Annotated in this window: 10 protein-coding genes; 2 read left to right on the top strand and 8 right to left on the bottom strand. The window is 67.1% G+C overall.

All coding sequences use genetic code 11. The features are described 5' to 3' along the window. Positions 1-793: 793 nt before the first annotated feature. From ACILQR_RS05480 to ACILQR_RS05505, 6 genes are all read right to left on the bottom strand, one after another. A complete protein-coding gene (locus ACILQR_RS05480) occupies positions 794-1,576 on the bottom strand; it encodes a peptidase (RefSeq protein WP_395650471.1) in 783 nt (260 codons plus the stop codon). A 90-nt stretch (positions 1,577-1,666) separates the two neighbouring features. Continuing rightward, the gene (locus ACILQR_RS05485; RefSeq protein WP_395650472.1) at positions 1,667-2,503 is read right to left on the bottom strand and encodes a transglutaminase domain-containing protein; all 837 of its coding nucleotides are present in this window, start codon (positions 2,501-2,503) and stop codon (positions 1,667-1,669) included. Positions 2,504-2,506: 3 nt separating this feature from the next. Continuing rightward, entirely contained in the window at positions 2,507-3,445 is a 939-nt protein-coding gene (locus ACILQR_RS05490; RefSeq protein ID WP_271145673.1) for an alpha-E domain-containing protein, read from the bottom strand. 6 nt (positions 3,446-3,451) lie between these two features. After that, entirely contained in the window at positions 3,452-4,855 is a 1,404-nt protein-coding gene (locus ACILQR_RS05495) for a circularly permuted type 2 ATP-grasp protein (protein WP_395650473.1), read from the bottom strand. Positions 4,856-4,966: 111 nt separating this feature from the next. Next, complete coding sequence (locus ACILQR_RS05500) at positions 4,967-5,494, bottom strand: group 1 truncated hemoglobin (RefSeq protein ID WP_395650474.1); 528 nt, start codon at positions 5,492-5,494, stop codon at positions 4,967-4,969. Between the two features lie 3 nt (positions 5,495-5,497). After that, positions 5,498-6,370, bottom strand: coding sequence for a DUF3034 family protein (locus tag ACILQR_RS05505; protein ID WP_395650475.1), 873 nt, complete (start codon positions 6,368-6,370; stop codon positions 5,498-5,500). Between the two features lie 198 nt (positions 6,371-6,568). Here ACILQR_RS05505 and ACILQR_RS05510 point away from each other — a divergent pair, with 198 nt between their 5' ends. After that, complete coding sequence (locus tag ACILQR_RS05510) at positions 6,569-7,228, top strand: methylamine utilization protein (protein ID WP_395650476.1); 660 nt, start codon at positions 6,569-6,571, stop codon at positions 7,226-7,228. Continuing rightward, complete coding sequence (locus ACILQR_RS05515; protein WP_395650477.1) at positions 7,225-9,534, top strand: putative bifunctional diguanylate cyclase/phosphodiesterase; 2,310 nt, start codon at positions 7,225-7,227, stop codon at positions 9,532-9,534. Before ACILQR_RS05510 ends, ACILQR_RS05515 begins: the two co-directional genes overlap by 4 nt. 15 nt (positions 9,535-9,549) lie before the next feature. Here ACILQR_RS05515 and ACILQR_RS05520 read toward each other — a convergent pair whose 3' ends face one another. Both ACILQR_RS05520 and ACILQR_RS05525 read right to left on the bottom strand, forming a co-directional pair. Next, entirely contained in the window at positions 9,550-10,854 is a 1,305-nt protein-coding gene (locus ACILQR_RS05520) for an FAD/NAD(P)-binding protein (protein ID WP_395650478.1), read from the bottom strand. A gap of 58 nt (positions 10,855-10,912) precedes the next feature. Continuing rightward, positions 10,913-12,412, bottom strand: coding sequence for a phosphomannomutase/phosphoglucomutase (locus ACILQR_RS05525; RefSeq protein WP_395650479.1), 1,500 nt, complete (start codon positions 12,410-12,412; stop codon positions 10,913-10,915). Between the last annotated feature and the right edge of the window lie 47 nt (positions 12,413-12,459).

Consider the following 12,459-nt stretch of genomic DNA (forward strand, 5'->3'; position numbering starts at 1 on the left):
CCCGACACCGAGTCTCCCCCTCCGTCTCCTCGCAAGAGCTCGGATCCACCTCCCCATCGCTTCGCGACGGGGAGGAGACGGCTTGTCCGACGCCTCGAACTTGCGAACTTCAAACGTCCAATCCCTTGCCCTGCAACGGATTGCGGATTTCTCGCCCCCTCGAACGCGCCCAGGTCTCAACGTCCGCTATACTGCCCTTCGTCCCGTCGCGGGGAAGGGCGCAAGGCCTTGCGATCTTGTTGCGGCGGGGGTGTGTGGAGCGGGGCGGTCGAGGCCTCGTCTCCGGTCAGCCTTGGCGAGCTCCGAAGCCGGCGTCCCTCGGGAGGCTGGGCACGGCGCCCGGGGGATCGGGGGCGGTGTCGCCGGCCGTGCAAAGGGTCTGGCGCAGAGAGTCGGATCGTCCAGGGGACGGGCACGCAAGGCGCCCGCCTTCCCGCCGGGGGCGCGGTAGCGGCAAGGGGTTAACACCCCCGCTGGTTCGGGAGACCGAGCCGTACAGCTCCTGGAAAACCACATGCGCGGAGCGTCTGTCTTTCGCCGAAACGGTAATCACTACCCCTATTCCGGGCGAGAGCCCGGACGCTCCGCCGGTCCTTCCCATCGCTTCAGCGCAACCGCGCGTGAGGACGAAGAGGTGTGTGTGGTGAGTGATTAGTGGTTCGTGGTTTGTGGTTGCTGCGTCTGGCTGCGGCGACTCACCGCCGCCGTGGCGTGGGATCGAAGATGCGACAACCACGAACCACGAACCACGAACCACCGACCGGGCAAGGCGGAGGGTGCCTCTGACCCCGACCTAGCTGACGATCGAGATGTTCGGGCGACCGGCCATCGCGGGTTCTTCCAGCCAGGGCGGGGCGGGCATGGCGCGGTGGGCATGGGCGAGGGCCTCGGACCAGCGGCGGCCCAGATCCTTGAAATAGGGGTCGTCGGTCTCGATCCGGCGTTGCGCGCCGGTAAGCCCGTCGCGCGGGATGACGATCATGTCGAACGGTGGGCCCACGGCGATGTTGGAACGGATCGTGGAATCGAACGAGATCAACCCCAGCTTGACCGCCTCGGCCATCGGCGTTGCGGGACGCAGGGCCCGATCCAGAATGGGCTTGCCGTACTTCAACTCGCCGACCTGCAGATAGGGGGTGTCTTCACCACATTCGATGAAATTGCCCTGGGCATAGATCAGATAAAGCCGCAGCTGACCGCCCTTGACCTGTCCGCCCAGTAACATGCTGGCGCTGAGGCGCAGGGCGTCGGCTTCCTGCGAAGGCGGTGAAATCTCGTCGCGGACACTCTTGAGCGCATGGCCGACGATCTGGGCCGCGCGGAACATCGAGGGCACGGTCTCCAGGGTTTCGATCTGGTCGCTGCCCGGCATCTTGATGCCCTTGGACACCGTCGACAGGGCCATCTGGGTGACCGAAAGATTTCCGGCGGTGGCGATGGCGATGACCCGGTCGCCCGGAACCTGGGTGACGTGCAGCTTCTTGAACGACGAGATGTTGTCGACACCCGCGTTCGTGCGCGTGTCGGCGATCATCGCCAATCCATCGTTCACCAGCATTCCGACGCAATAGGTCATCGGTTCAATTCGGACCCCAAACGCACGACATCGCCGCAAGGACAGGAAACGCTAACAGATTCGTGTCGCACGGCGACCCTTGCCAAAGGGTCACCAGCCAATTCCTTGCTGTTGCTGCTGAAGCTGTTGCATCTGGCGCACACGCAGGGCCACGGTCATGGTCTCCATCCCGCCGCCGTAGCTGGTCCCCCTGAACGGCGTGGCCCCCAGCGCATCCAGGCCCGAGGCCACCCGGACATAGTGTTCGGTGGGCGCGATCCCGTTGGCGGCGTCGAACCCGACCCAGCCCAGGTCCTGGACCCAGCCCTCGGCCCAGGCATGGGCGGCGTCCTGATTTTCAAGCCCGTCGGTGCGGTGCAGATGGCCCGAGACGTAGCGGGCCGGGATCCCGATGCGGCGGGCGCAGGCGATGAAGATCTGGGCGTGGTCCTGACACACGCCCTGCTTCTGGGCGAAGGCGTCGGCGGCGGTGTGGTCGGCCGTGGTCGACCCGACCATGAAGGCCACCTCCTCGTGGATCATGGCCATCAGCCGGTGCAGCCGGGTCAGGTCGTCGCCGGGGCCGACCCGATCGGCGAAGGCGCGCAGTGCGGCATCGGCATGGGTCAGCGTGCTGTCCCTCAGATAGACCTGGGGCGACAGCCGCTCGGGCACACCGCGCAGCACGCCGCCGGTCTCGGTCGTCGCCACCTCCCCGGTGACCCGGACCGTCAGTCGCTCGGTCGGCCGCTCGGTGTACAGGGTGTGGACGATGTTGCCGAACGAGTCCTCGGCGCGGCGCAACTTGGTGTCCACGTCGGTTTCGATCCGCCACTCCCGCACCTGCTGGCTTTCGGTCGAGCGCGGCGTGACCCGCAGATTCTGGACGATGAACCGCGCGGGCCTCGAGTAGGAATAACGGGTTTCGTAGTCGATCCGGATACGCATGATCTAAACCAGATACTGGTCCTGGATCGCCGCCGCGAGCTTGTTGTTCTCGCCGAGGAAACCCAGGATGTATTCGTGCAGGCCGGACTGGAAGATGTCCTCGATCCTCGCATCGTTGAACTGGGCCAGTCGAGCCGAGGCCAGCCGCTGGGCCGGGCCCCTTCGCCCATAGTCGGTCGCCAGCCGCTCCAGATACGACACGATCATCCCCTGACACGAGGCCAGCGACCGCGGCATCTGGCGGTTCAGCACCATCAGGTCGGCGACCAGCCAGGGCCGCACGGACTCACGGTAAACCCACCGATAGGCGGTCAGGGCCGAGACCTCGCGCAGCAGCGTCGTCCACTGGAAATAGTCGAGCTGGCCCCCGACCCGCTCGCCCGCCGGCAGCAGAAGATGGTATTTGACGTCGAGCAGACGGGCGGTGTTGTCGGCCCGCTCGATCGCCATGCCCAGCCTCAGGAACCAGTAGGCGTCGTTCCTCAGCATGGTCCGCGACGAGGCCCCCTCGACGTTCAGCGACGTCGACTTGACCCATTCGAGGAAGCGCACGAAGTCGTCGCGCTTGCCCGGCTCGCCCAGCTCGTTCAGCCCGTTCCAGGCGCCGTTGATCGCCTCCCACAGCTCGATGGTCAGGGCGGTGCGAACAGACCGGGCATTGGTGCGGGCAGCGGTGATGCAGGCCCGGATCGACGACGGATTGTCCGAAGCGAAGGCCAGATATTCGCGCACCGACTTCTCGGTCGGCGACCGGCCCGAGGCGGCGAAGGCGCGACTGACCCCGGCCGAAGCGATGGCGCTCGCCCAGGCAGTGGCGGCCGCCCCATCCTTGGCCGGCAAGGCGGCCAGACGCACGGCGGCTTCCAGGATGCGCGCCAGGAAATCGGCCCGCTCCATATAGCGGCCGGTCCAGTAAAGGCTCTCGGCAGTCCGGCTCAGCATGGGCGATCACTCATCCAGCACCCACGTATCCTTGGTCCCGCCGCCCTGGCTGGAGTTGACGACCAGCGACCCCGCCTTGAGCGCCACCCGCGTCAGGCCGCCGGGCGCGACCTTGACCCCCGCCGGGCTCGACAGCACGAAGGGCCGCAGATCGACGTGGCGCGGCGACAGGCCAGTACCGTCCAGCGTCGGCGCGGTCGAGAGCGACAGGGTCGGCTGGGCGATGAAGTCGTCGGGGTCGGCGATCAGCTTGGCCCGGAACTCTTCGATCTCGGCCTTGGTCGAGGCGGGGCCGACCAGCATGCCGTAGCCGCCCGATCCCCCGACCTCCTTGACGACCAGTTCCGGCAGCTTGTCGAGAACCTCCTTCAGCGCGTCCGGCTCGCGGCAACGCCAGGTCGGCACGTTCTTGAGGATCGGCTCCTCGCCCGAGAAGAACCGGATGATCTCGGGCATGTATGTGTAGACGGCCTTGTCGTCGGCCACGCCGGTCCCGACCGCGTTCGACAGGGTGACGTTGCCGGCCGCATAGGCGTTCATTATGCTGGGCACCCCGACCGACGAATCCGGACGGAAGGTCAGGGGGTCCAGCCAGTCGTCGTCGATGCGGCGATAGATGACGTCGACGCGCTTGGGTCCCTGGGTCGTACGCATGAAGACGATGTCGTCGTTGACGAACAGATCGCCCCCCTCGACCAGTTCGACCCCCAGCTTGTCGGCCAGGAACGAGTGCTCGTAGTAGGCCGAATTGTAGGGCCCGGGGGTCAGGACGACGATGTTCGGATCACCGCCCGCCCCTTCCGGCGCCGAGGCCTGGAGCGAGGACAGCAGCATGTCCGTATAGGTCTCGACCGGCCGGATGCGGTGTTCGGCAAACAGGTCGGGGAACAGCCGCATCATCATCTCGCGGTTCTCCAGCATGTAGGAGACGCCCGACGGGGTGCGGCAGTTGTCCTCCAGCACGATGAAGCCGTCCTCGCCCGTGCGGACCAGATCGACGCCGCAGATATGGGTCCAGATGTCGCCGGGCGGACGACGGCCCTGCATTTCGGGCCGGTAATGCGGGTTGGTGAAGATCAGGTCGGCCGGGATGATCCCCGCCTTGATGCATTCCTGGGCACCGTAGATGTCCTTGAGGAAGGCGTTGAGCCCGTTGACCCGCTGGACCAGGCCCTTCTCCAGCGCAGCCCATTCGGCGGCGCCGATGATGCGGGGCACCACGTCGAAGGGGATCAGCCGCTCGTTGGACTCGACGTCGCCATAGACGGCGAAGGTCACCCCCATGCGGCGGAAGAACAGCTCGGCCTGACGCGAGCGCGACGTCAGAAGGTCAGCCGGCGCGGCATCCAGCCACCGGGACAGGGTCCGGTAGGGGTGACGGACCTCTCCGGGTCCGCTCGTGCCTGTCATCTCGTCGAACGTGGCCCTGCTCCTCTAAGGCTGGATGTCAGATTGGGCTGGAGGCCACCGTTCGCGCAACAGAAATGTTGCAGCGCGAAGACGATAGGCGCCGATTCCGTGTCAGCGCGTGACCACGTCGGGCTTCATCGGGGCAAGCTTTGCCAGAAAACGGTTCTGCACCGCGAAGGGCACACCCTCCTCGCGCATGGCGGCCTGAAGGTTCTCGACCAGCGCCCCCATGTCCGCCGCCTGAGCTCCCATCTCGGCGTGGGAGGCCGCCATGTCGCGACCCGTATAGGCACAGGCGCCGCCCAAGATATAGCAGAACTGCTCCTTCAGTGTCCGGCGCAGGCGCACCAGATCCGAGGCCGCGAAGATGCCCGAGATGCGGGGATCGGCGACGCTGCGCGCGACCAGTCCATCCACGATCCGCCCGACGCCGGCCTCGCCGTGAAAGGCCTCGTACATGGCCGTGCCCTCGAACGGCGTCGCACCGGCATGGGCGTTGGATTGCGCGTAGGGGGCCACGGCCAGTTCACCGGGATGCTCGGTGGACATGACATCGGCAGGAGCGGTTGGGGCGGCATCCTGGGCCAGGACCGGCGTAGCGATCAGAGCGAGGGCGGCGACAAGGGCGATGCGGATCATGGTTCAGAACCCGACCTGGAGGGACAGATAAAGCCCGCGCTGATCCTCGAAGGTCGCGATCGACCCCAGATCAGCCCAGGCGGCCGTGACGGACAGGTGCTTGTTCAGCGCATAGGCGGCATAGACGTCCACCCAGTCGTCTTCCTTCGCAAAGCCCAGGTTGTCGGGCTTGGTGCGATATTCGGCCCCAACGACCAGGTTGGGGCTCAACAGGTATCCGACCGATCCCTCGAACTGGGGCTCCAGGTCGTCGTTGCGATCACCCCCATAGCCCAGCAGGCCCGTCTGGTTGGCGTTGGTCCAGCGCACGGCCCCCGAGACCAGCAGGCTCTGTCCCAGGAACAGTTTGGTCGCGGCGACATAGACATCCGTCCCCTCGTCGTCCCGGCCGCCGACGGCTGCGATGATCGCGCCCTGATCGTTGGACTTGAACTGGGCCCCCACGGCGATCTGGGGCATCCAGCTGTCGGAGTCATAGACGGCGTCGCCGGCCACCTTGACCTTCAGCCCCACGATGTCCTGGGTGAAGGTGAACCCCTTGCCGAGACCCAGCAGGGCACCGGTCGCGCCGGTGTCGAACTCCTGACGGGCGATCGACAGCTCGACCCGGTCCCACAGACCGACGGCAGCACCGACCGAGCGAAACTCATAGTCGGGCAGGTTGATCCAGGTGGCGTGCAGATTGGCCCCGACGCCATCCTCGGCACCATAGCCCGTCGTCACGGCCCAGGTCGCGATGCCGCCCCCACCCGACCCCTCGACCGCGGACACCCCGCCGGTCAGCAACAGCTTGCCGCCGGTTCGCGATTCCGGAACCCAGTCGAAGACCTGTGCCGCGACAGGACCAGCGCTCAACAGGACGGCGGCGATTGCCAACGATGCGCTCAACTGCAGACCAGGCCGCAATACCCGCAAGAGCGCGGGGACAGGGAGAAGGGACACGATCAGCCTCTATGCCGGAAAGGACAAGCAAGGCCGAACAAGCCCGAGTACGGTTAACGACACTTGAATGCCGCCACCTTTGCTACCTCAAAGGCAAGCAAGCCAAAACAGATAACAACTTGGGATTGCATTATGGTTTACGCCAAGTTCACCGCCGTCTGTTACTTCAGGGAAATGCGCTTTGTTCTTGCCATGGCCTTGGCCTTGCTTTTCGGGTTGCCCGCGGTCGCCGCAGATCTGACGGTCAGCGTCCGCGACACCGCCGGGCGGCCCGTGCGCGACGCCGTGATCACGGTGGTTCCCAACTCCGGTGTGCCCCGGGGCCCGATCCGGTTCCCCTGGCCATTGCGAGTGACCCAGGCCAACGTCCAGTTCGATCCCTTCGTCCTGGTCGTGCCGGTCGGCGCGACCGTCAGCTTTCCGAACCTCGACCGGGTCCGCCACCACGTCTATTCCTTCTCGCGCGGCAACCGGTTCGAGATCGAGCTGTTCGGCCGTGACGAGACACGAAGCCACGTCTTCTCGACGGCCGGGGTCGCCGCCCTGGGCTGCAACATCCACGACCAGATGCTGGCCTATGTGAAGGTCGTCGATACCCCGTGGGCAGCCAAGACCGGGGCGACCGGCGACGTCACGGTGACCGGCCTGCCCGCCGGCGGTGCCACCCTGCGCGTCTGGCACCCCCGCCTGACCGGACGCGGCAACGAGATCGCCACGATCTATACCCAGGCGGCAGCGGGGTCGCGCCAGCTGATCACCGGTGATTTCTCCGGTCGGGCCGCCGTTCGATGAAGATTCGCTTCAACCGGCTCCAGACCCGACTCACGGTCCTCTACATGGGCCTGTTCGGGATCGCCCTTGTCCTGGTCGCGATCGCCGTGGTCACGGCGGTGACATCCAGCGCCCACCGCGTGGTGCGCGACGAACTGACGGCCTCGGGGGCCGTCTACAACCAGATCTGGGCGGGTCGGTCCGAACAACTGCGCCAGGGTGCGGCCGTCCTGGCCCAGGATTTCGGCTTCCGCGAAGCCGTCGCCACCAATGACGAGGCCACGATCCGCTCGGCCCTCGACAATCTGCGCGCCCGCCAGAAGGTGGACGGAGCCATGATCGTCGGCATCGACGGCTATGTCACTGCCGCCGGCCTGAACCCCGATGAAGCCTCGATCGACACCCTGTATGCGGGCCTGGAATCCGGCCGGCTCGACGCCGGGGTCATGACGATCGGTACCGGCCCCTATCAGGTTGTCGCCGCCCCGATCATGGCTCCCGTCCTGATCGGCTGGGTCGTGTTTGTGGACGCGCTCGACGTCGGCCAGATGCAGAATCTGGAGAGCCTGTCGGCCATTCCGCTGAACGCCACCGTCGCCACCCGCGCGACCTCGGGCTGGCGCGACATGGCCGGGGCCGCCAGTCCGCTGGGCACCTTGCTCGACCGCCAGACCTTCGACGGCGCAGCCCGGGCCGTCACGACCCGCACCCCCGAGGGTTCCGCCATGGTCCTGGCCAGGGCCCTGCCCTCGTTCGACGCCGATGCGCCGGCGGTGCTGGTGCTCAACTATCCCCTGAAGCGGGCGATGAAGCCCTATGAACCGCTGTTCCTGGCCCTGGCCGTGATCGGTCTGGCCGGTCTGGCCCTGCTGATGGCCGGAACCTGGGTCCTGGCGCGCGGCCTGACCCGGCCGATCAGCGCGCTCGACGACGCCGTCCACCGCCTGCAACAGGGCGAGCATGCCGAGGTCGAGGTCGGATCGACCGACGAAATCGGTCGCCTGGCCGCAAGCTTCAACTTGATGGCCGGCGACATTCGTGATCGTGAGGCTCGCCTGACCCACATGGCCCTGCACGATCAGGAGACCGGCCTGCCCAACCGGCTGTCGCTGGAACGCCAGGCCGCTGCCCATCCGGGCGTCTATGTCGCGGTGGTCGGGGTCGACCGGTTCGAGGTCGTGCGCAACGCCATCGGCTATGACTCCATGGCCCAGCTTCTGTCGGCCCTCGGCACCCGGCTGGGAACGCTGACGGAGGGTTCCGCGATCGCCCGTGTCGGCGGCGGCACCCTGGGCTTCAGTTTTGCAGCCGGCGATGATGCCGAGGCCCAGGCTATCGCAGAGGCGATCTGCACCCAGGCCGAGACACCGGTGCGGCTCAACGGCGCGACCGTCGATGTCTCGCTGACCGCCGGCCTTGCGCGCGCGGGCAAGAGCCTGTCGGGCGTCGATTCGACCGTCGACCGCGCCGCCATCGCCCTGGACCAGGCGCGCGCGGCGCGTCGTCGGTGCAGCCTGTTCGATGCGGCCAGTTACGGCGATCCCGGCGGCAACCTGTCGCTGATCTCGGAACTTATGGCGGCGGTGGAATCCGGCGACGTCTGGATGGCCTATCAGCCCAAGCACGACCTGCGCGCCAATGCCATCACCGGGGTCGAGGCGCTGATGCGCTGGCGACACCCCCGGCGCGGCTTCGTCTCGCCCGACCTGTTCATCGGCATGGCCGAGGAAACCGGCCACATCCGCCCCCTGACCGAATGGGTCATCCGCCAGGCCATCACCGATCAGAAGGTCCTGGCCGAGCAGGGACACGCCCTGATGATGTCGGTCAATATCTCCGGCCGGTTGCTGTCCGACGAGGCCTTCGCCGATTTCGCTCTGAACGAGGTCGCGACCAGCGGTGCCGACCTGTGTTTCGAGATCACCGAGACCGCCGTCATCGACAACCCCGAACTGGCCCTGGCCATCATCGACCGGTTCTCGGCGGCGGGGGTCAAGGTGTCGATCGACGACTATGGATCGGGCCTGTCGTCCCTGGCCTATCTGAAGCGGATCCGGGCCGACGAACTCAAGATCGACAAGGCCTTCGTCCTGGCCCTGGACGAGAGCTCGCGCGACGCCCTGCTGGTCAAGTCCACCATCGACCTGGCTCACAGCCTGGGCCTCAAGGTCGTCGCCGAGGGGGTCGAGACCGCGACGGCCATGGCCCTGTTGCAGGGCATGGGCTGCGACATCGCCCAGGGCTATTTCATCGGCAAGCCGATGGCGCTGAAGGACCTGGTCGAGCGGCTGGCCGAGCCTGCTGCGGCGGCGGCCGTAGCAGCCTGAGGGTTTCGCGACGGCTCAGGTCAGGGCCGCGACGACCCCCTCGATCCGCTTGCGAATATCCGGAACCGCTATGGTTTCCCAGAAGGCCGCGCGCGCCGGTGGGCCCAGCACGAACAGTCGCGGATCGGCGACACCCCGGGCGTCCAGCACCCTTCCCGACGCATCGAGATCCAGCCCCAGTCCCAGCGGGTCCAGACGAGCCCGACCCGAGGCCAGCAGGGGCGCGGTCAGGGGATCGGTCGCGGGCGAATGCGCCGGTCCCGTGCAGTCGATCAGCCAGTTCGCGGTCAGCGGCGGCTGAGCGCCCCCTGCGCGCGGCGACCAGCCGGCCCAGACGCCATCCCGATCCGTCTCGACCACCCCCAGCCGACCGGCGACGACCCGCAGCCGCCGTGATGCGACCAAGCCGGTCAGGGTCTCGGCGATCCGGGGGGCGATCCGGTGGCGATGGACGTCCCACCAGGGCCGCAGGTGCCGCACCATCCGGGCGCGCTGATCCACGTCAGCCGCCGCCCACAGATCGGCGGTGATTGGACGATAGGCCTCCATCACGCCGCGCCAGCCGCTGGCGCAGATCGTCGACCGCGCCGCCGCGAGACGGTTCGACACCGGCCCGGTCAGGGCCTCCGCGGGCAGGTCGGCGGGAAGGTCAGGCGTGGCGGCATGGGCGCGGGGCAACAGGCCGCGTCGCGACAGGGCGGTGGCCCGGCCCTTCCAGCCTTGGGCCAGAAGGCTCTGGATCATGTCGACCATGGTCAGGCCCGTGCCGATGATCAGGATGCTGTCGTCGGGTTCGATCCGGTCCAGCGCCCCGACGGCCCAGGGGTCGCCGATGACCCGCCCTCCCACCTCTCCGGACGCCGTCGCCGGGGCCGGATTGCCGGTGGCCAGAACGACGGCGTCGGCCGGGATGGTGCAGCCATCGGTCAGCTGTACGGCACCATCGCCCATCGCGACGGCGCGGCCCGGGACCCGCTGGATTCTGCCGGGAAACGCGGCCTCGACAGTCGCCAGCCGGTCGCGGACGTAGTCGCCGTAGACCTTCCGCGGTGCAAAATCGATCGGGTCGGCCAACGCGGGCCGGTTCGTCCGCAGCCACGCCACGAAATCGTCCGGCCTGCCCTCGACCGCGCTCATCCGGCCGGAGCGAACGTTGAGCAGATGGCCTTCGAACGCCGTTGAATAGGCGACGCCCAGGCCAATCTCCGCGCCGTCGTTGATGAGGACCGAGGCGATGCCGGTCTCGGCCAGCCGCGCCGCCAGCATGGCTCCGGAAAAGCCGCCGCCGACGATCGCTACCCGGTACGCCGCCTCAGCCACTCGACCTCCAACTCAGGCGGCGACACTGGACCCGCCAGTGTCCTCGCGCAATCTGGTGTCAGATTTCCTGATTGTAGGCGCCGATTTCCGGGTGGGCGGCCAGGCGCGGCTTGATCTCTTCGCGGAACAGGGCGCGCATGTCGTCCTCGGACCGCATGGATTCGACCACCACGACCATCTCGGGCTTGTTCGACGAGGCACGGACCAGGACCCAAGAGCCGTCCTCGAGATGGACGCGGGCACCGTTGACCGTGATGACCTCAAGGATCTTGCGCCCCAGGATCGAGCCGCCCTCGGCCGCGAGTCTCTCGTACTCGGCGACGATCTTGTCGAGCACCCCGTATTTCACCTCGTCGCCACAGTGGGGCGACATGGTCAGGCTGGTCCAGGCGTCCGGCAGGGCGGTCTTCAGCTCGGACAGGGCCTTGCCCGGATTGCGGTCCATCATCTGGAGCACGGCGGCGGCGGCCACCAGGCCGTCGTCGTAGCCACGGCCGATCGGCTTGGCCAAAAAGAAGTGCCCCGACTTCTCGAACCCGGCCAGGGCCCCCAGTTCGGCGGTCTTGCGCTTGATGTAGGAGTGGCCCGTCTTCCAGTAGACGGTGGTGGCACCGTTGGCCTTGAGCACCTCGTCGGTCTTGTACAGGCCGGTCGACTTCACATCGACGACGAAGGTCGCGTCCTTGTAGATCGCTGACAGATCGCGGGCCAGCAGCAGGCCGATCTTGTCGGCGAAGATCTCGTGGCCCGTATCGTCGACCACGCCGCAGCGGTCGCCGTCGCCATCGAAGCCCAGGGCCAGGTCGGCGCCCGTCTCGCGCAGCCGCTCAGCCATGGAGACCAGCATCTCGTGGTCTTCGGGGTTCGGATTGTATTTCGGGAAGGTGTAGTCGAGGTCGCAGTCCATCTCGATCACCTCGGCGCCCATCATGCGCAGGGCGTCGGGGGCGAAGGCACCGGCCGTGCCGTTACCACAGGCGGCGATGACCTTGAGCGGACGCGACAGCTTGATGTCGCCGACCACCTCCTTGAGATAGGTCTCCCGGAAATTCTCGATCCGCTCGACCCGTCCGCCCGGGCGCGAAACACCCAGGCCGCCCAGCACGATTTCCTTCAACCGGCCCATCTCGTCCGGTCCGAAGGTGACGGGCGGATTGGTGCCCATCTTGACGCCGGTCCAGCCGTTCTCATTGTGCGAGGCGGTGACCATGGCGACGCACGGCGCATTCAGGGCGAACTGTCCGAAATAGGCCATCGGCGACAGGGCCAGGCCGATGTCCAGCACCTCCATCCCGCCCTCGATCAGGCCCAGGATCAGCGCCTGCTTCACCATCAGCGAATAGGAGCGGAAGTCGTGGCCGACGACGATGCGAGGCTGGACGCCACTCTCGTGGACGAAGGTGGCCAGACCCAGACCCAGGGCCTGGATGCCCAGCAGGTTGATCTCCTTGTCCAGGATCCAGCGCGCGTCATACTCCCGGAACCCCGTCGGCTTGACGAAGGGGATGTTCTCGAAGTCGATCGAGTTCGGCGTCAGGTCCTGGCGCGGCTTCATCATGGGGTCGGGTCCTGGTGGTCGCGGTGTGGATAGGCAAGGAAGCAAAC

The sequence above is a fragment of the Brevundimonas sp. genome, assembly GCF_044239655.1.
Lineage (GTDB): Bacteria > Pseudomonadota > Alphaproteobacteria > Caulobacterales > Caulobacteraceae > Brevundimonas.

Bases quoted from the DNA above. Each gene is read 5' to 3' on its own strand.
- ACILQR_RS05480 (WP_395650471.1), bottom strand. From the start codon at position 1,576: ATGACCTATTGCGTCGGAATGCTGGTGAACGATGGATTGGCGATGATC.
- ACILQR_RS05485 (WP_395650472.1), bottom strand. From the start codon at position 2,503: ATGCGTATCCGGATCGACTACGAAACCCGTTATTCCTACTCGAGGCCC.
- ACILQR_RS05490 (WP_271145673.1), bottom strand. From the start codon at position 3,445: ATGCTGAGCCGGACTGCCGAGAGCCTTTACTGGACCGGCCGCTATATG.
- ACILQR_RS05495 (WP_395650473.1), bottom strand. From the start codon at position 4,855: ATGACAGGCACGAGCGGACCCGGAGAGGTCCGTCACCCCTACCGGACC.
- ACILQR_RS05500 (WP_395650474.1), bottom strand. From the start codon at position 5,494: ATGATCCGCATCGCCCTTGTCGCCGCCCTCGCTCTGATCGCTACGCCG.
- ACILQR_RS05510 (WP_395650476.1), top strand. From the start codon at position 6,569: ATGGTTTACGCCAAGTTCACCGCCGTCTGTTACTTCAGGGAAATGCGC.
- ACILQR_RS05515 (WP_395650477.1), top strand. From the start codon at position 7,225: ATGAAGATTCGCTTCAACCGGCTCCAGACCCGACTCACGGTCCTCTAC.
- ACILQR_RS05525 (WP_395650479.1), bottom strand. From the start codon at position 12,412: ATGATGAAGCCGCGCCAGGACCTGACGCCGAACTCGATCGACTTCGAG.